General features: G+C 48.1%; 12 protein-coding genes and 1 riboswitch. Of the genes, 9 read left to right on the forward strand and 3 right to left on the reverse strand.

Features of this window, described 5'->3' with window-relative positions:
- Nucleotides 1–87: 87 nt before the first annotated feature.
- Both M1D61_RS00355 and M1D61_RS00360 read left to right on the forward strand, forming a co-directional pair.
- Nucleotides 88–579, forward strand: coding sequence for a MerR family transcriptional regulator (locus M1D61_RS00355; RefSeq protein ID WP_458120658.1), 492 nt, complete (start codon nt 88–90; stop codon nt 577–579).
- Between the two features lie 242 nt (nt 580–821).
- Entirely contained in the window at nt 822–1088 is a 267-nt protein-coding gene (locus M1D61_RS00360) for a SunI/YnzG family protein (protein ID WP_458120659.1), read from the forward strand.
- A gap of 104 nt (nt 1089–1192) precedes the next feature.
- Here the strand turns inward: M1D61_RS00360 and M1D61_RS00365 are convergent, their stop codons facing one another.
- Both M1D61_RS00365 and M1D61_RS00370 read right to left on the reverse strand, forming a co-directional pair.
- Complete coding sequence (locus M1D61_RS00365) at nt 1193–2359, reverse strand: DUF418 domain-containing protein (RefSeq protein WP_458120660.1); 1167 nt, start codon at nt 2357–2359, stop codon at nt 1193–1195.
- A gap of 264 nt (nt 2360–2623) precedes the next feature.
- Nucleotides 2624–3751 (reverse strand): low temperature requirement protein A, encoded by a 1128-nt coding sequence (locus tag M1D61_RS00370; RefSeq protein ID WP_458120661.1) that lies wholly within the window; start codon nt 3749–3751, stop codon nt 2624–2626.
- A gap of 241 nt (nt 3752–3992) precedes the next feature.
- Here M1D61_RS00370 and M1D61_RS00375 point away from each other — a divergent pair, with 241 nt between their 5' ends.
- The 7 genes from M1D61_RS00375 (at nt 3993) to M1D61_RS00405 (ending at nt 19647) form a co-directional block, all read left to right on the forward strand.
- Nucleotides 3993–5009: a DNA-3-methyladenine glycosylase family protein gene (locus M1D61_RS00375; protein ID WP_458120662.1), complete on the forward strand. Its 1017-nt coding sequence runs from the start codon at nt 3993–3995 to the stop codon at nt 5007–5009.
- Nucleotides 5010–5457: 448 nt separating this feature from the next.
- Nucleotides 5458–6819 (forward strand): SLC45 family MFS transporter, encoded by a 1362-nt coding sequence (locus tag M1D61_RS00380; protein WP_458120663.1) that lies wholly within the window; start codon nt 5458–5460, stop codon nt 6817–6819.
- Nucleotides 6820–7240: 421 nt separating this feature from the next.
- Complete coding sequence (locus M1D61_RS00385) at nt 7241–8473, forward strand: MFS transporter (protein ID WP_458120664.1); 1233 nt, start codon at nt 7241–7243, stop codon at nt 8471–8473.
- Nucleotides 8474–8648: 175 nt separating this feature from the next.
- A riboswitch (glycine riboswitch) is annotated at nt 8649–8729 on the forward strand.
- 169 nt (nt 8730–8898) lie between these two features.
- Entirely contained in the window at nt 8899–10275 is a 1377-nt protein-coding gene (locus M1D61_RS00390; protein WP_458120665.1) for an amino acid permease, read from the forward strand.
- Between the two features lie 732 nt (nt 10276–11007).
- The gene (locus M1D61_RS00395) at nt 11008–16974 is read left to right on the forward strand and encodes a DUF7601 domain-containing protein (RefSeq protein ID WP_458120666.1); all 5967 of its coding nucleotides are present in this window, start codon (nt 11008–11010) and stop codon (nt 16972–16974) included.
- 19 nt (nt 16975–16993) lie between these two features.
- Nucleotides 16994–17770, forward strand: coding sequence for a class B sortase (gene srtB / locus M1D61_RS00400; protein ID WP_458120667.1), 777 nt, complete (start codon nt 16994–16996; stop codon nt 17768–17770).
- A 314-nt stretch (nt 17771–18084) separates the two neighbouring features.
- Nucleotides 18085–19647: an SAM-dependent methyltransferase gene (locus M1D61_RS00405; protein ID WP_458120668.1), complete on the forward strand. Its 1563-nt coding sequence runs from the start codon at nt 18085–18087 to the stop codon at nt 19645–19647.
- Nucleotides 19648–19813: 166 nt separating this feature from the next.
- Here the strand turns inward: M1D61_RS00405 and M1D61_RS00410 are convergent, their stop codons facing one another.
- On the reverse strand, nt 19814–20905 hold the full coding sequence (locus M1D61_RS00410) for a substrate-binding domain-containing protein (RefSeq protein ID WP_458122589.1): 1092 nt from the start codon (nt 20903–20905) through the stop codon (nt 19814–19816).
- Nucleotides 20906–21138: the final 233 nt, after the last annotated feature.

A 21138-nucleotide genomic window follows, 5' to 3' on the forward strand; every position in this document is an offset into this window, starting at 1 on the left:
CGAATGATCTTGGATCAGCTTGCTTGACTTGGAGTTGACTCCAAGATATATAATCCACAGTAAAAGAGTATACGGGAGGGGAATACCATGAAGACCGAGACTACATTTACGATCAGGCAGGCAGCACAGCAGACAGGCATTAGCGAGGACAATATTCGTTATTACGAAAAAATCTCGCTGCTGCCCCGTGCAGAGCGCAAGGAGAACGGACACCGTATTTACCGGGAACAAGATGTACAGACGATCCAGTTCATCTCCTGTCTGAAAAGAACAGGAATGTCGCTGGAGGAAATGCGTCCTTTTCTGCACGTCTCTGCCAATAGGGACCCTGCCGAATACCCGGAGCTGGTAGAGCGCTTGAGAAATCATCGGGATCATATTCGGGAGCAGATTGCTTCGTTGCAAAAAGTTGCCGATTTTGTAGACCAGAAGCTAGCAGAAGGCAAATATCTAAAGAGCTTCACACCGGAGCAGCGGAAAGAATGCGCAGATCGTGAAGCAGCAGAATCATCGGAAAAATTCGTCTCATCGGTGCAAATGAACTATTTCCCCACCCCTGTCAAAGCAGCAACCAAGTAACTGTAGATAGGATGTTCATATTTGTGGCATAACACATAACCGGCAGCTCGTAGTGGAAAGGGCTGCTTTCTTGTATACTGGGCAGGAAATGCAAGACTGATTAATAGCGTATGGGGCAGGAAAAGATATACATAGGTTGTTTAGTTATGGTGATAAGCTTGTATGGAGGCGATAACAAATGGATAATACTAAATATGGTATCATAAGGTAGTGGCGAATTGATTTAAAGGAGGAAAAGAACAATGCTGGGAATCGATGTTAAAAAAGAGGATAACGATATCGTGATCAAGTATCAGTTTACAAAGCTGGTTATCCCTGTTGCTGATATTATCAGTGTTTCTCTGGATGATACGTATGGTGGCAAAGAGGCAGATGCTATACGCATTGGTGCTCCATATGGTACGACCGATCGAGTAGCCATCCAGACCAAGACGAATAACTACATACTTTTTACTACGAATTATACGAAGATTATGAATACCATCAATTCAGCTATGGAAAATAGCTAATACGTTAGATGGATAAAATAAATATGTATTGAAAAAGTCACTCCAGATGAAGGAGTGACTTTTTCATGTAAACAATGAGAGGATGATTAAATAAATAGTATCTACTATGTATCTATCGTTCTTTTTTGTCGTCGCATGGGGGAGATACTCCAGTACGTTCCAGTGCGCCATAACCATTCGACAGGACCATATATAAAATGCTGGAGCCATAACTTGCTAACCCAGATCTGAAGTATAAAGAATACGATTCCGATCGGAAGCAACACTGCATACGGAATCGGAGGAATGAAAGCAATTTTACCTAAAAAGGCCATGCTGCCTCCTATAAAGATAGAAGAAAATACTAATGATTGCAGCAAATAATTTGTTAAGCTCATGCGACCAATCCAGGCAAAAGGATTAATCAGCCAAGAAAGCTGGGATGAAGAAATAAATAAAAATACTAAAGCAAATCCAAAGGAAACAGAAAAATCCCAAATAATCGTCAGATTTAACCATTGGAAATCGTTTGAGGTGTAAATTTGATATTTTCCCCATAAGCCAATTGCCAAGAATATGAAGCCAATTATTCCTTTAAGAGCGTTCTGCTTAAGGTGAAATAATCCTGCACGATATGCTGACATACCAAACAGGAAAAAACTTAGATGTTGCATAGCGTCACTGAATTCATCAGAAAAATTAGGGTGCAACCATATTAGTGGTCGAAAGAACCAATAGTTGTTGGAAGGTAAAAGTAAAAAATAATCTGAAATGTCCATATTCTTTCCATTGATGAATAATGAGATAGGTATAAGTGCAGGCTGGTATAAAAACATTGCCAATAGTCCAAACATAAAAAGTGGCCAAGCCGGCATAGATACAAAGAGTAACAGCAAAAAACCATCCAGGGCATACATGAATAAAATATCGCCATCCCAAATCCATAAGTAATGAGCAGTGCCGATTAAAAGTAAAATGAACATTCTTCTGAATAAGAGGAAATAAGGATTAAGTTGTCGCTGAATGGCATGATCATACATAATGACCATGGTAATTCCAAACATAAAGGCAAACAGAGGGCGTGAACTATTACCAAAAAAGATATAAATAATTTCGTGCAATCGATCTGATAAAGAAAACGAAGAATAAGTCCAGAACATATGATCCAAATTTAAACCGCCGAGTTTATTGAGATTAACCAGAAAAATAGTCAGTAAGGCAAAGCCTCTAAGCTGGTCAAGAGCTGTTATACGTTCTGTATGTATATTGGATTTTGATATAAAAGAAGACATTAAACTGACACTCCTCAAAAATATCGCGATTATAAAACAAGTTACTGTTTTACAACCGCGATAGTTATTTGATATTTCACGTCGGATATTTGTAAGTAAATCTAATTTGAATTTGGTATTGCTCCATTTAACTAGTTGGAGAAATAGAAAACCTATCTGTATTGCCTATAGTATACTGAGCTTCTTCCAAAGGAGAAGCTCAGTATACTATATAAAAGTTACGGATTAGCCTGCTTTTACAGTACAAGTAGTCATTATTAACTGTCAGCTACCAGACTGCTTGCTGCGCTTACGCACAAATCCTTCCGCCAGCGCATACCCGGCAAAACAAACCGCCAGTGCCGCATAAATTATCTCCACCGAAGGCAGCAAAGGTAAAACCACCACTGCCACCACCACAAACACAGCCGTACGTATCAGACTACGGACGATCTGCGCTCGATGCTTGCCCGGCAGGAAAATAATCGCTGCCGATACCGCGTACAACACAAACCCGGCTACCGACAGCCAGGCAAAGCTGCGCGCGGTCAGTTCATGATGGAATCCGTAATGCACCACATTGGCAACAATCCCCAGTGACATGAATGTCAGCAGATGTCCGTAAATGACAGACTGACCGGAGCTTTTGCGGTCTTCTCCGGCGATATGCTCGGATGATTCAAAGTAATGCCACCAGACCGACACCGCGATCACAAATCCCAGCACAGCGGACAGCACGGTTGCTCCGGTCATATGTTCCTCACGGAGGCCATTTACAATGACCAGAATCAGCTCACCGAGCAGGATGATCGTCGCCAGCCCATATCTTTCGAGCAGATGCGGATGATGCACAGGCAGCTTGCTCAGCACCCGGCGGCGGCCCAGCAGCGGCAGCAGGATATCTACGAAAATACCGGTATACAGCACGATAAACTTGCCATCACCCGGCACCAGCACCGAGGCAAAGCTGATCAGCGCCCCGATCAGAAAGCTGATTGCCAGATAGCGGGAGATCCGACGCGGTTCGCCGTCACGCTGCATCCAGCCTCGTATGTACATGAACACGGTGGACAGCCGAATCCCCACATAACCGAGCATAAAGAACAGATAATATGCTCCAAAATCCAGATTAATACTCGCCGCCATCATAATGACGAATACCATCTGCACAAAGTAAGCGATCCGCTGGACGCTATCGTCCTGTCCAAAGCGGTTGACGTATACGGTGAAGCCTGTCCAGGCCCACCACAGTGGAACGAAAATCAGTATGTATTTCCAAATGACATCCAGCGGGATCGTACCGTGATGCGAGTGAGCCAGCACATGCGCGGTGATCGAGACGGCTGCGACATAGACCAGATCGTAGAACAGCTCCAGCCAGGTGACTTTTTTGTGTGAAATGAAATGACACATCCTTTCGAGTAGATTTGATTTCCATTTGAACCCAGTATAGCAAGGATTGCGTTATAAGGGCAGGTTATTTGTGGGTAAGCGATGCCTGTTTACCAGCATGATCCGGTGGCAGCTTTTTGTACAGGATACCTATAGTTATGCAGACAGAAGCTTCCCCCATGGTTAGTCCATTGTGACAGACGGTTAATAGGTGAATAACTCATCTCCCTACGGAGAATACGAACGGAGGCGCCAACATCCCATGTCCAACTCTCATCCGAAGCACTCCCTGTCCTCACAGCAGCAATCTTTACCATTACAACAGCATTCCCGGCTTGACGATAGCCGATCCGCTGCGCCTGTATTGTGGCAGGATGATGGTCCACATCTGCTGATCCCGGTTCCCCGCGAATTCAGCTTTAGCGAAAATTACAACCATCTGGCGACGGCTACCAATGAGTCTCTGTACACCCTGCAGGACGGCCGTATCTACAAAGCCATCGCGGTCAACCAGATGGCGACAGTGGTGGAGATCAGCGCATATGGCGATACCCATCTGCATGTACGATTCATTGACGAGCCTGACGTGGACTCGCCGGCTCTGCGCGCTGGAGTGGCGCAGTATGTGTACGACTGGTTCGATCTCGGTACGGATCTGGCTCCCTTTTATGAAATGGCCCAAAGTGATCCGCTGCTGCGGGAAGCGGTCGTATCCTTTTACGGGCTGCGCAATATGGGGATTCCGGATCTGTATGAAGCTGTTTGCTGGGGGATTCTGGGACAGCAGATCAATCTGGGATTTGCCTACACGCTCAAAAGAAGACTGGTGGAGCATTTCGGCCAGGCACTGGTGCGGCAAGGACAGACCTACTGGCTGTTCCCGACAGCCGAGCGGATCGCCGGTCTGACTACGGAACAGCTGTCGGCTGCAGGCATAACGACAGTCAAAAAGTGCGAGTACCTGATCGACACCGCCAGACGGATTGTTGAAGGCACGTTGTCCAAGGAGCAGCTGCTCCAGGCGGGCGATGTGAAGCAGGCGGAGAAAATGCTGGTGCAGATCCGCGGCATCGGGCCATGGACAGCCCATTATGTGCTGATGCGCTGTCTGCGGATGCCGTCGGCTTTTCCGATCGATGATGTGGGACTGCATAATTCGATCAAGCATGTGCTCGGACTGGAAGCCAAACCGACCAAAGCGCATATTCTGGAATTGTCCGCCGGCTGGTCGCTGTGGGAGTCATATGCGACGTTTTATTTGTGGCGCTTCCTGTATTAAAGTACACCTGCACATAATCGAATAAAAGGAACTTAAAATAAAAAGCGGCAGAAGCAAACACATGGGTTCTTCGGTGCTTGTACATAAAAAGAAGGAAGAAGGCTTTAATTCTACAGCGAATTAACGCTTATTTATCGGATATGTTAAACAATATTCACAAAAAGGGTAAAAAAGTTGTTCAACTATCAATGCAAACGGTTGCATAAATCACAAGATAATACTATAATAACTTATAATTTCATAACAAATGCTTCATGTTTTCCATTGCCTGTTTCTACACTGTTATCCCAGGAAGCCTGGAAGAACGCAATTAGTTACACTTTAGCTTACATAGTTTACTGAAAACCCTTACTTCGGCTTTTGAGCAAACGATTGCGCAAAAAACAGCGTCTTGGCCATCACCGATGAAGAACAGCAACAATCTATTGAATCGGATTAGGAGGATATTATGTTAGCAGAAAAGATGAATAAAAGTAACAACAATGGTGTTCGACAGCACCTGCCCAAGCTGCCCCTTCATATGATCTGGATGATCAGCTTTGGATTTTTGGGTGTACAGATGGCGTTCTCTTTGCAAAGTTCCAATATGGGCCGTATTTTTCAGACAATTGGTGCCGATCCGCATAGTCTTGGGTTCTTCTTTATCCTGCCGCCGCTGGCAGGGTTGATTGTACAGCCGCTGGTCGGGTACTTCTCGGACCGGACCTGGATGCCGAGACTGGGACGGCGTATACCTTATCTGCTGATGGGCGCCATTGTGGCGGTTATCGTGATGTGTCTGCTGCCGAACTCGGGCAGCTTCGGATTTGGTCCGATGGCGGCACTGACATTTGGCGCGATCACGATTTTGTTTATGGATGTATCGTCCAATGTAGCGATGCAGCCGTTCAAGATGATGGTCGGCGACATGGTCAATGAAGAGCAAAAAGGGTTTGCTTATTCGATCCAGAGCTTTCTGTCCAACAGCGGTGCGGTAATCGCCTGTATCTTCCCATTCCTGCTGACGATGCTGGGCGTCTCCAATAGTGCGCCTCCGGGCGTCGTTCCGCAGTCTGTTGTTATCTCCTTCTATGTCGGAGCGATTGTTCTGATTGTGTGCAGTCTGTTCACAGTATTCAAAGTAAGAGAATATACACCTGCCGAGTATGCCGCCTACCACGGCATCACGGAGGAAAACGGCAAAAACAAAGCAGGCATGATGAGTCTGCTGCGCAGCGCGCCAAGAGTATTCTGGACGGTATCCCTGGTGCAGCTGTTCTGCTGGATGGGATTCCAGTATCTGTGGACATACGGTACGGGAGCTGTCGCTGCCAACGTATGGAATACAGCCGATCCTTCCAGTGCGGCGTATCAGGAAGCGGGTAACTGGTTTGGTATTCTGTCGGCTGTTCAATCTGTCGCAGCGGTACTCTGGTCACTCGTACTCGCGAATATGTCCAACAACAAGCGCAAAAGCTGGTATGCACTCAGCCTGATCCTGGGCGGCGCAGGCTTTGCCTCGGTGTTCTTCATTCATCACCAGGGGGCGCTGATTGTGTCGTTCCTGCTGATCGGTATTGCCTGGGCGGCGATGATGACCTTCCCATTCACCATGCTGACGAATGCACTGTCCGGTGAAAATATGGGTACGTATCTCGGTCTGTTCAACGGCAGTATCTGTCTGCCGCAGATTATCGCTTCCTGTCTGAGCTTTGCGCTGTTCCCGCTGCTCGGTTCCTCGATGCCGGTGATGATTCTGATTTCGGGTATTTTGCTGGTGATCGGGGCATTTACAGTAGCTACGATCAAGGAAACGTATGCGACAAGATAAACTGGACCATAGTCCAATAAATAGATAATCGTTAACCTGGGATTATAGGCAGGACGGGAAGAGAGAATCCATCTCCTCCCGTCCTTTTTTTATGGGCAGCCAAGGCCGATTAGCGGCGTATTCAAGCGATTTACATATAATTACTTTAATGTTAGTATGAAGCCATCTGATTGAAGGGAGGATGCGATCAATGACTCATTCCATGCGTTTACAATAAGCACCCGAAAAAAAGAATTCCCTGTTCAGGCGGGCTTTTTTGAGATGCTTATGTTTACGTATATGGAGATTGCTCGCAATCCGGACGGCTGTACCCTGTGTTGTCCTGTTGTGTTCCTGTACGTCATATGAGCAGATCCTGGCCCTTGGTAGGCTTTGATCTGCTTTTTGTTGTTTGGAATGTACAGAAAAGGAGAGGGTATCATTGAAGTATGACAACTGGCAAAGGAAATTTGCACTGATCTTTAGCGGACAGATTTTCTCGATTCTGACTTCGTCCATGGTTCAATTCGCTATTATCTGGCATCTGACAGAAAAGACGGGATCGGCTACCGTGCTGATGATAGCGGGACTGGTCGGATTTATGCCGCAGGCGCTGCTCGGTCCGTTCATCGGGGTCTGGCTGGACCGGTGGAACCGCAAGCTGACCATAATTGTGTCAGACAGCATGATCGCGGTCTCCAGTCTGGTGCTGGGTCTCTATTATATATGGGGGGAACCGAGCCTGTGGGTCGTGTATGTCGTTTTGTTCATCCGCTCGGCAGCGTCTTCTTTTCATGGGCCTTCCTTTCAGGCGGCTATTCCGCTGATCGCACCGGAAGACCAGCTGACCCGGGTGGCAGGTTGGCATCAGCTGGTCTTCTCCGCTTCCAGTGTGCTCGGTCCGGCGCTGGGCATTGCGGTATACTCGGCATCTTCGCTCGGAACGCTGCTATTGCTTGATGTGGTTGGGGCGCTGATCGCCAATGTGCTGCTGCTGATGGTTCGTATTGATCAGCCCAGGCTGGAGATCCGGGAGACGACACCTTCTTTCCGGCAGGAGTTCGTGCTGGGCTGGCGGACATTGATCTCGAATAAAGCGATTGTCACGATCACGATTGCCATGGCGGTGTTCAGTGTGGTCTTCATGCCGCTGGCGATGCTGTTTCCGCTGATGACGCTTGCGCATTTTGGCCGCGGAGGATACAGTGCCAGTCTGATTGAGGCGGTATTTGGCGTCGGCATGATTCTGGGCAGTATGATGCTGTCGATACTCTCTTCCAAATGGAAAGACTCCACGTATATCAGCCTCAGTCTGGGTATTATCGGCATTACCTGTATGCTGAGCGGTATGATCGGGAGCAGTGCATTCTGGGGATTTGCGGTGCTGTCCTTTTTGATGGGGGCGGCAGCTCCGTTATTCAATGGACCGTATATGGCGATGATCCAGAAAGCGTACGAACCCGAGACGCTGGGACGGGTGCTCTCGCTCATTACGAGTATCGCTCTGCTATGCTCACCGATCGGAATGGCGCTGGCGGGACCGGTTGTGGAGCGGTTTGGAGTGCAGACCTGGTTTTTCTGGTCGGGTATTATTGTGGCAGTCGTCGGGGGCGTCATGTTTATCCGGTTTTACCGTGAACCTCAGCGGGGTGAAGAAAATCAGGTGCTGGAATAAGTAGGGTATAAATGCAGTATAAGTGCGCTATAAGCCCCCATACCTAATATAGGGCATGTGTAACTTTTTTCACGGATGGATTGCTTCCATGGCTGGTAATATGGTAGCATAGCAATACCGTTTTATTAACTTCATACATTCAAGGGCTATGATTGCTATGGATCACACTATAGCAGGAGCAGCTTCTGGAGAGATCGCGGATTGACCGCGGCGCCGAAGGGTTCACAATCTCAGGCAAAAGGACAGAAGAGTACCGAATATATATTTGTCATGCAGATGAGCGTTATCGGCAGGGCAGGTATTATATTTTGATATTCTTATGCACCGGGAGATTGGATGACATCCAGTCTCTTTTTTTTATGGCTTTTTGAGCCGGTTTGATAAATTTGAATGCATGTATTGCAGGGATCTAGGGGGAAACTAACATGGCACAGACAGAATTAAAAAGAGAACTTGCCAACCGGCACGTCCAGTTGATTGCGATCGGGGGAACGATCGGAACGGGGCTGTTCCTCGGTTCGGGCAAGGCGATTGAAAAGGCAGGTCCATCGATTATCATCACGTATCTGATCGTCGGTATGGCTATCTTTTTCGTGATGAGGGGACTGGGTGAGCTGCTGCTCTCCAAAGCGGGCTACCAGTCGTTCACGGATATTGCTGAAGATTATCTGGGACCGAGGGCGGCATTCATTACCGGCTGGACGTACTGGTTCTGCTGGATTATGACCGCGATGGCCGATGTGATCGCGGTAGGGGTATATGTGCAGTACTGGCTCGATATTCCGCAGTGGATACCGGCCGTGATCTGCCTGATTATTCTGCTGGGACTCAATCTGATGACGGTCAAGAACTTTGGGGAGCTCGAATTCTGGTTCGCTCTCATCAAGGTCATTACCATTCTGGCACTGATCGGCCTCGGGATTGTGCTGCTGATCATGGGATTCCAGACTGATGCCGGCTCGGTGACGGTACGCAATCTGTGGGAGCATGGAGGCATCTTCCCGAATGGAGTCACCGGCTTCCTGTTCTCGTTCCAGATGGTCGTCTTCGCCTATGTCGGCGTGGAGCTGGTCGGTGTCTCGGCAGCAGAGACGGCCAACCCGGAGAAAAGTATCCCTTCGGCGATCAACAAGATTCCGCTGCGTATTCTGTTCTTCTACGTCGGCGCACTGTTCGTGCTGCTGTGCATTAACCCATGGACACAGCTCAGCCCGTCGGAAAGTCCGTTCGTGCGTACCTTTACTCTGGTCGGGATTCCGGTAGCGGCAGGTATTATCAACTTTGTCGTATTGACGTCGGCGGCATCCGCATGCAACAGCGGTATGTTCTCGACCAGCCGGATTCTGTATAATCTGAGCCGCAAAGGACAGGCTCCAGGGCGCTTCGGCCAGCTGAATCGCAATCATGTGCCGAGCAGCTCGCTGTTCGTATCCACGCTCGTGATCTCCGGCGGCGCACTGCTGAGCAAGCTGATTCCGGGGCAGGCTTTTGAAATTGTGACGACCATCAGTGCGATCTGCTTTATCTGGGTATGGGGCGTTATTCTCGTCTGTCATATCCGGTACAAAAGAAGCCGCCGCGACCTGCACAATGCGTCCAAATTCAAAGCTCCTTTTACCCCTTTTATCAACTATGTTGTACTGGCGCTGTTCGCGGGAATTCTAGTCATTATGCTGATCGCGGATGAGACACGCCCGGCACTGCTGTGTACGCCGCTGTGGTTCATTCTGCTGCTCGTGCTGTATTCACTGCGAAGTCGGAAAAGCAAAAATATGCACAACGTAAGCACAACCCATACATGAAATAATGTACAGCATCCAGTGATTCTGTACCGCGTGTAAGTAACCATATAGGGCTGTTCTCTTGACATCTTATGATGTGGAGGCAGTCCTTTTGTTATACATTGATTATGCCACAGAGCCTGAATTATTAAAATTACATATAAATCTAAACATTAAAGGAAGAAAGACGATATATAAAAAGAACGGATATTACATAACTGGCAAGCGTAGCCAACAGAAAGGGGGGAAAGCAGGTCACCTGATAAGATCAGTGGCCTATACAGCTGCGTCCCTTCGTATTCCTTAGAAACTTTCAATAATACCAAGAGCGCTCGAATCAAGCCGGTATGCCTGTTTGTTGGTATGGCTTGAATAGTATAGAGCAGACGGTCTTACTGGTGCAGATCACGTAAAGATTTTAAGGACTTTGCGAACGGAGGAGACTTTTCATTGAAATCAAAACGCAGTATGGGTAAGCCAATACTGGCTGTTTTCCTGGCCATCATGCTTATCCTTCAGTCATTAACATTCTCTGGCATAATATACGCCGAGAGTGCATTAAGTGATCCCGGAACAACGGCAAGTGAATCGGGTTCATCAGGCACAGACAATTCTTCATCGGTATCTGAGGCAGTGTATACGGAGTCGAACAGTACTGCAATAACGACTATGGCAGAAGGGCCGACAGACAAAACGGCTGTACTGATGAAAGGCAATTCACCCTTTCCATTAGAAGTTATACAGGAAGGCACTGTGTTACATACAGGCGACGTTATTCATGGCAGAAAACCATTTACCCTGAAATCGTTGGATATCAAGGTGCCGGTAAAGGGCGATGCTGCTGATCCGAATACAGTGGACGGCAGTACAGTCATTTTATACGGGGACTGGGTGATGCTGGACAAAGCTACCTATTTTCCGGAAGTGACTTTGCCGACTGCTACCATGACACTCAAGGAAAAATCGGGCAATCCTATCGGTACGGCTTATTTTTCCGAGCAGGGTATCAAGGTAGTATTTGATGGGGAAGAACGCTTTTTTAATGGTCAGGGCAGAAATATTATCTTTGGCTTTGATTCGACCGCAAAAGCGGATGTCACCGGCATGAACTATGGTGAGCAAAAGCCGGTCAGCATTTTTGGAGCAGGCTATATGCTGGAGAATCCCAATGTGACCCCTGCTTACAGCATTACAAAAAAGTCCACCAGCAATACGGCTGACAACGGATGGATTAACCAGGTGGACTTTGTCAATGGAACGATCGAGTGGCAGGCGGAAATTGCGGCTGCCGATATGTTTGATCCTGCCATCCCGCAGCCGCTGGCCGGGTTGAAGTTCTATGATGAGCTTAGTCCGATCCAGGTAGGTACTTATGTGGAAGGATCGCTCAAAGTCAATGGAAGTACGGTTACACCGGATAGCGGCACTGTCAATGCGCTGGCGTATACTTTCCCGGCAGGCTTTGGCGACAAGGCTATCGTTACTTTCAAGACATGGATTCCCAAAGCGATGTACTATACAGAGTACAATGTTGCGAGCGGACAGCAGACCGTAACCAACACCGCGGAACTGAGAAATGCATCGGACAGCAAGCTGCTGGCTTCTAATGCATGGCGGGTTATTTTCAGACCCGACTGGATTCAAAAGAGCGGCGTACTGAATAAACGGACTGCTTCTACAGATCCGTACACGATTACATGGACCATTGATGTTAACAAAAACTACAGCAAGCAGGGCCTGAAAAATTTCACCATTACCGATGTTTTGCCGACTGGGCTGACATGGAAATCGGCTGCATGGCAGTCGTGGGACAGTGCCCAAAAAGACTGGTCGACAGCGTCAATGCCGATCACACCTGATTCTAATAGCGTATACGCTTTCGGAGAAGTAAACGGTCCGGTTCGACTGGTTATCGTAACCGAAGTTACAGGCAGTACAACAAGCTTCAGCAACAAGGCGACTACCCAGTGGAATCTGGATACCAACACGGTACAGGATAACAACCAGGGTACAGTAGCTGCTGCGGCTACTGTGTCCCTTGGTGCTCATACACTTACCAAAAGCGCAGGCTCAAGTGTCGATACCCTCGCTACAGGAAGATTGCCGTGGAAGGTAACACTTAAACCACAGGAGGCTCTTCCGGACGGTGAAGTATATGACCTGATGGTCTATGGAGATGCAAACTCTATCGATTTTACCAAGGTGACGGCCAGCCCGGAACTGGATGCGAATATACTCAACCAGCTGAAGGGAAACATTGGAGCCGGATATTACCAGCGTTTTCAGCCGGGATCTTTTCAGTCAAGCGACGGTCTGACTCACGAGGTATATACACTGCTGCAAGGTGGAAAGCCTGTTGCCGACCTGCTCCGTGTTACTGGTTATAATACCGATGCTGCGGCTTCATTTACATTTAATTCACTGATGACACAGTGGCAGCAGTTTGCGAACAACAAATCGACCGATCTCTACAACCGGGCATTCCTGTTTGAAGGAGGAACCCGGACAGTTGCTTCCACCCAGCCAGCCCAACGGATTAACAGCAGTATGCTGGCCAAAGAAATGCTGTTTGCCTCCAAGCCTGACGGAACAAGCGTTATTCCGAATGATGTAAGAAGTTATATCCGAAATGACGCAAATGAAGCCTACACACTGGCTGCTTACGATCAGGTGACCAAGACGGTGACCTTCAGACTGGCTGTCAATATGAATGGTCTGAAAACCGAAGAAATGGCAAAAGATGGAGGTAACCATGTTGCCAACGATATTAGACTTGTGGATACTCTGCCTGCGGGCTGGGAGTTTGTACCTTATTCGGAAGGGCAATCTTTTGCGATTTATAAAGGAGTCCGGGCAGATTATGGAGGAACGGTTACTGCAAGTACGCTTATTTCCAATCCGGGCGATCTTGTAAACTTCTCTGCAGTCGGAAATACAGGTACATTTTCCTTTACCAGGCTGGAAAGTCCTTATGTCATTCTGGTCAAAGCAAGACCGAGCGAAGCTGCTTTGCGTCAATACTTTGAAAGCGGCAGCGCCAAGTATGAAGTGACGAATACGGCTGATATGAAGATCACCTGGGGAGATGAGCCCAGCACGGTGACATCCAGTCGTAAAGTTATCGTTCCTATGCAAACACTGAGCAAATCGGTAACGAAGCCAAACCCCGGTGTTCTGGAGTGGAAAGTAAATTACACGCCTCCTTTTGAAGTAAAAAGCGGCGTCTATCTTCAGGATACGCTTGGTGAGGGATTGGCTCTGCGCAAGGACGAGAATGAAAATCTCTCGTTGCGACTTCCCGATATGGCGGTATACCGGGCTAAGGTCACTTCCAGCGGAGCGCTCGAAAAGAGCGGTGATGCACTGAACCTGTATGATCCGAATAGCGAGGTCAAGGTAGAGAGCGTTACAGAAAACGGCGCAACCAAGCTGATCTTCCGCATGGATAACCCCAACCAGTATTATCAGATTGTGTACCAGACCGAGGTCACTCAGGTGCCCAGCGGTGGCAAGGTAGGCAATGAGATCAAACTGATGGGCGATGACAGCCTGGCAGGAATCAGCGCCAAAAGTGAACATGCAGTAGACAATAGTGATGTTGGCGGCAGCGCAGAAACCCAGGGCAAGCTGGATATAACCAAAGTCGATCCTAATGGCAAGCCTCTTGGCGGCGTGAAGTTTACTTTATACAAGCCTGATGGAGAAACGGAAGTTACCGGCGGAACGACCGGATCGGACGGCAAACTCAGCTTGTTTGCCAAGGCAGGACTTTATGTGCTCAAGCAAACGTATATCGATCCGACAACCTATCTGCCAACGACAAAGGTATATCAGGTGAGGGTGGCTTCTACACCGTGGAACCCTATCTGGGTGGATGGAGTGGAAGTGACCAGTGCCAAGCCGCTGATTGTACCGACTCCGGTATGGGAAACAGGCAGCCTGAAACTGTCCACAGTGATAGAAGGGAAAGCTGCCGATCCCAACAAGGAATTTGAGTATACGATCACTTTCAGTAATGGCAAGTCCTATGCCTATTCCGGCTCAACAAGCGGAAATGTGGCCAGCGGCGAAACCGTTAAGCTGAAAGGCGGCCAGTCCATTACCATTAACAATATTCCGGATAGTATTGCCTATACCATTGTTCAAAAAAATGCAGCAAATGAAGGTTATGCTACCGATCCAGCAGATCTTCAGCATAAAGGCGCTATCGCAGCCAATAAAACCGCAGAGGCAGATTTTGTTAACGCCAAGTATCTTCCCGGCAAACTGACGATCGGACAGACGGTTGCGGGCAATGGCGCAGACAAGAACAAAACCTTTGAGTTCCACGTTGACTTCAAAGGTGCGGGTGCAAGCGGAGAGTACACGTACACCACCCCTGAAGGGACAAAAGGAACCATCAAGTCCGGAGGAATAATGATCCTCAAACACGGGGAAACGGCTGTCATTGATGGAATTCCAAAAGATACAACCTATACCGTCATTGAGACCGACTATACGGCTGACGGCTATACGGCGACCTGGCCCAATTGGCAAACGAACGGCGTAATTGTCGAAGAGGGTGACCATCACGCAGAGGTCGTCAATACGAGAATGATATACGGGGGTTTGCTGATTGGTGAGACGGTGATCGGCAGCGGAGCAGACAAAAACAAGGAATTTGAGTTTACTGTCCAGTTCCCGAATGCCGATGCAGGTCATGCCTATACGTATACCAAATCGGATAATACGCAGGGAACGATCAAATCCGGCGATATAATCACCCTGAAACACGGGAATACTATTGCTGTAGAAGGCATTCCAAGCGGTCAGCAGTATATTGTTACCCAAACCAACTATTCTGTAGATGGTTATACTGCCAACCCGGCGAATCAGACGCATAGCGGCACGATTATGGAAAAACAAATTAAAGAAGCCCGCTTCATTAATGAAAAGTATCTGCCAGGCAGTCTGACGCTGACAGCCAACCCTGCCACAGTGCCGGGCGATGGAAAAACGCCTTCGGAACTGACGGCTACTTTGACCGACTATGAAGGCAAGCCGGTGGCAAATGAGGATATTATTTTCACTCTGCCGAATCAATCGGAGCTTACCGTAAAAACCGATGCGCAGGGGAAAGCCGTCATTCCTTATACACCGGCAAAGCTTGATGCAACAACACCTGAAGATCATCATATTACGGCAAAAGTAGACAGCCTGACCGAAGGAAAGCTGACGGCCACTACAACCGTAACGGCAGTACCCGCAGCCATTACCGGAGTGCTGCGCGATAATACAACAGGTGCAGTGATTCCCAATGCTGCCATTGTTATTACAAATGATACGACAGGAGAACAGCACAGCATTACAACCGATGCCGATGGAGTGTATTTCCTTCCTGTCGCATATGGCGGCGACTACACGATCAGCTTCACGAAACAAATCAGAATAAATGGTACGGAGGAGTCCATCACATTTACGCAAAAAGCGGAAGTGGATGGCGATGCAAAAGGCGGAGAGCTGGTTCCGGCCAATATTACGGCTGTAGGCGTAGTGCTTATGCAGCAGCCTGCAGGTCAATCGTCATTGCTGAACAGCGAGCTTGCCGGTAAATTGCATGTTTATTTGCGAAATGCGAGCGGTCAGTATATTACAGAGCCAAACGGTACGCCAAAAGCATTTGATTTGCAATCGAACGGTACATTCGCAGTCAATGGTCTGTCCGCAGAGAGCTACAAAATGGAAATTCGTTATGAAGTGGCACCAGGCAAAGAACTGACACTTATTCAAAATGCAGAACTGGACGTAAAAGCAACCGGGGAATTGAACATTTCCCAGGAGCTTGTTGACCCTTACGGCATTATTACAGACATGACAACGGGAGCCGTAATCCAGGGCGCCGAAGTAACACTGTATTATGCCGATACGGAGAGAAACAGAGGAAATGGCATTGTACCGGGTACAAAAGTGACACTGCCTAAAATTCCGGGCTTTGCGCCAAATGATAATGCCAGCCCGACTCAGTACAGCGATAGGAATGGTGCGTACGCGTATATGGTATTCCCGAATACGGATTATTACCTGATTGTGACCAAATCCGGTTATGAGACGCATACGAGCCCGATCATTTCGGTCGGCAGCGACATTGTGCGTTATGATTTGCAATTGAAGCCTGTCGTTTCTGCAGGTGGCGGTGGAGCCGGCAGTTCCAATTCCGGATCCGGTGGTGGCACCGGGATCAGTAACGGAAATATTGAGAGTTCTCCTGACAATACCGGGAAAACAGTCGATCCTACCGAGACCCTGCCTGATAACGTTGTACATGTACCTGACAGTATGGACGTCGTACCGGATAATACGGTCCATGGACCCGACAGCACTGCAGTTCGGCCTGACCCTGTTGTTACCAATAACAAGCCGGGCAAGACCAAGGATACACCGGAACATGCCGGTAATGTGCCTGACAACGTTCAGAACAGACCAAGCAATGGCAAAAATGGAACAGGCGCTATCGATCGTTCCGACATCAATTTTGATGGAGAAACAGGCAGATACGATGAACAGGGCAATACCGGCCATGGAATCCGGGTCAGCAGCACGGGTGAGCTGGACGATGTTCCAAAAACAGGAGATAACAGCAAGTCGCCAATCTTGTATGTGATTCTGGCAATGTTGTCCCTGAGTATCCTTGCAATTTGTCTGCTCGACAGCAGAAAGAAAAAGAAAAAGCATATTCAATAATCAGAGAGGCGGTAAGAAGATGAGTACATTCAAAAAAATTCTTATCGCCATCTCTCTTCTTGTGCTGGTATTTTCTCTCGGCATGATCGCAACAATTTTTTGGAATGGTTATGTGGAGCAGCAGAAGATCGAGAAGCTGGCCAAGGTTTGGGAAGATGCGGATCAGGGCCGAGGCAAGGCTGCTGCTTCTCCTCTGGCTATCAAGACGCATGAACAAGTCATGCTCCCCGAGTTCCAGGAGCTGTACAAAAGAAATAAGGATATCGTCGGTTGGCTGAAAATAGACGATACCCGAATCAATTATCCGATTATGCAAAATGTGCAGGATACCCAGTATTATCTGAATCATGATTTTGACAAAAAAACAAATACAAGCGGACTTCCTTTTCTGGATGCACATAGCCGGATCAATCAATCGAATATTTTGCTGATTCATGGACATCATATGAAAAGCGGCGGGATGCTTGCAGACTTACTGAAGTACAAGCAGGAAAGTTATTACAGACAGCATGCTGCATTCCGGTTTGATACACTTTACGAAAAGGAAGAGTATGAGATCGTTGCCGTAATTTTGTCCAAGGTATATCGCAAATCGGATAGCATTTTTAAATATTATCAAATTGACAAGGTTAATACGCCTGCCGAATTTGATGACTATGTTCAAAATATCAAGCAGCTTGCCCTCTACGACACAGGGATTACACCGCAATATGGCGATAAGCTTATAGTGCTCTCTACATGTGAATACTCAACCGAGAACGGCAGGTTGGCAGTAGTGGCCCGCAAGCGCAAATGATGATATCAAAACATGGAAGCAGTCTGCCACAAATCACGTTCTCCCCGGGGAACGTGATTTTTTTATGGAGTTTGAATCTGTGAGCAATGAATGGAACATTGATATACAATTACGGATACCTATAAAGTTTTGTTGTTTTGCGATACATTCATCGGGAAAAGGCTGTCTGGGCTGCAGGCGTAATGGTATACTGGTTGCTGTAGCGCAAGTAACGGACATTTTGTGCACGGATGCAGCTGATAGAGCATTTAAATAGTACAAGCATGCCAAACGAGCAGCATCTTTATTAAATTTGAGAGAGCAGGATTATATTAATGACAGATAACAATACCCCGATTTACCGCTTCAGTGAGGCGCCCATATGGAACCTGCTGTGGGAATATTATGAAGAAGAAGGACTGAGAGCCTGGAGCAATGACCAGGTACCTCAATATGTAACGAGCAATCCGATGATCGGGGATGCCTATGCGGAGATGATTTTCGGATTTCTGCAGGACCGGGCGAATCAGGGATTTGGCTCGGAACCTGTGTATATCGTGGAACTGGGTGCGGGTGCCGGGCGTCTGGCGTATCATGTCATCCATGAGCTGCGCCAGCTGCGAGAATACGCCGGGATCGATGTACCGGATTTCTGTTATGTAATGACAGATCTGGCGATGAACAATGTAACGGCCTGGCAGCAGCACCCTGCGCTGCAATCCTTTATCCAGGAGGGGATCGTGGATTTTGCACGGTTCAACGCGGTCGAGGATACCGAGCTTCAGCTCGCCGTATCGGGGAAAACGATCAAGCCGGGCGATCTCAAACAGCCGATATTGATTGTCGCCAATTACTTTTTCGATGGCATTCCGCAGGATCTGATCTATATCGGAGATGGCAAAGTGCATGAAGTGGATGTAGCGGTTCAATACCCGCCATCTGATGGCGTACTCAAAGCATCCGAGCGCATCAGCCAGATTCAGCTGGATTATACGTATCGTCATGCGCCGGAATATGAGCAGGACGACTATCCGTATCGCAGCGTGATCGCCATGTATCAGGAGCATCTGGAGGACTCGCACATTCTGTTCCCGGCAGCGGCCTTTACCTGTCTGGATCGGCTGAATGCTCTGTCCGATGCCGGATTCCTGCTGATTACCGCTGACAAGGGAGACCATCTGATGGAGAAATGGCAGTTCGCCGATCCGCCGGAACTGGTGCTGCACGGCAGCTTCTCCTTTACAGCCAATTACCATGCGATGCAAAAGGTATACGAACAGCGGGGAGCCGAAGTGTTATTCCCGACGCAGCATTACAGCAGCATTAATATCGGTTGTATCCTCAGTCTGGAGCAGCCGAGGAAATATCCGAATACCCGATTGGCTTACCGCCGCTGTGTGGAACGCTTTGGTCCGGATGAATTTTTCAGTCTGAAGCTGTGGGTGGATCAGCATCTGGACAGCCTGGGGTTGCAGCAGATTCTCAGCTTCTGGCGGCTGGGCGGCTATGATGCGGAGTTCTTCATCCAGACGACCAAGCAGATCTCCAGCCTGATGGCGGAAGCGACCGATGACGAGCGGGAGGATATCCTGAGCGGGATCGAGATGATGTGGTCGTCGTATTATGTGATGGAACACCAGCACTACGATCTGGCGCTGGACATCGGTCTGGTATTGTTCGAAATGGATATGTACGAGCAGTCCAAGCGCTATCTGGAAATCTCGGTAGCCCAGGAGAAAGAAGAAGTCGTATCCACCGTCTATTACTGCCTCGCGATCAGCTGCTTTGAACTGGAGCAGATTGAACAAGGCGCCGAGTACCTGCGCAAGCTGCTGGAAGTCGAGCCGGATCATGAAGAAGCGCTGGCGCTGATCAGCCATTTTGAATCGATGGAATAGTCGTCCCTATGATCTCTCTATTCCATAATATATAAGCACAAAACAAAGACGCCGATTTGGAACGGCGTCTTTTTCTTGTTGATCGATGGTGATGACATGCTTGCCATCTTGCTTTTACCGCATGCTTCCCTTTTGAAATTAAAGGGCTAGGTTTGGCAAAGCGAGATTATTCGATCTCCATCTCCTTCACTGTCTCGCCTTCGATCAATACCGGCTGATAGCAGGTGCTGTCCGGCAGATCCTTTTTGCCCTGCAGTTTTTTGATAATCCATTCGGCGGCATCGCGTCCCATCTGTTCCTGGGGATGGGTGAGGGTGGTGAGTTTGATGCTGGCGTTTTTGGCGATGTACGAATTGTCCTGACCGATAATGGACATATCATCCGGGATGGAGATGTTCAGTCTGCGGCAGGCATGGACCACTTCCAGCCCGACTTCATCGTTATAACAGACAATCGCGGTCATCATGTCCCGATTCTCATTCAGGAAAGTATCCAGGTGATGAGCGAGATCCGGCTTGGAATCCGTGTCAAAGGACAGTACCTGCTCCGGATGGAAGCGCAGCTTGGCTTCGCCGAGTGCCTTGATATATCCTTTCATCCGGTACTTGCCCTGCAGATCGTCCATTTTGGCGATAATGCCGATCTGGGTATGACCTTTGGCGATCAGCTCACGGGTAGCGAGATAGCTGGACTGCACATCATCCAGCCGGAAAAACGGCACTTCCAGTTCCTCGTAAAAGGCATTAATCATCGTAAACGGTACATCCTGCTCTTTGAACGACAGGTAATAGGCAATATTGGGATTGTACAGATTGCTCTTGGTCGGCTCGACGATCAGGCCGTCCACGCCGTAGGAAAGCATCATCTCCAGCGCCTTTTTCTCCTGGGCGACATCGTTGTTCGTACTGGCCAGCAGCAGCGAATAATTATCCTCATTCAGTCGGCTCTCGATGCCGCGAATAATGGACGGGAAGATATAGTCCGAGATGTAGGTGGTAATAACACCGATTGTTCTGTTGGTGGTGCTGCCGCCGGAACGGGTGCGGTACTGGTTGCTGACATACGTGCCCGACCCTTTTTCACTTCGCAAAAATCCTTCGTTCGACAGCTCCAGAATCGCTTTGCGCACGGTCTGGCGGCTCACATTATAACTCTCCTGCAGGGCGGATTCGGTCGGAATCTGCATGCCGACACTGTAGGTTCCCGACAGGATATGGCTTTTTATATCATCAATGATGACCTGGTACTTGGGCTTCACGTAACCACTTCTTTCATCGTTGTTCATCCATACACCGTTCAATTTCAAATAGTTGTACGTACACATTTTATCATGATTAGGTATGGATGGAAATGAAATGACCTATTTATCCAAATAAACCGTACAAATCTGGCTTTCTTTAAAGAAATGTACCCTATATTTTTATTTAAATCAATCGTTAAATTGCATGATATGAGACAGTTATAGCTGTATTGTAAGTATAAATTATAGAT

It is taken from the genome of Paenibacillus sp. Z6-24 (assembly GCF_054161335.1).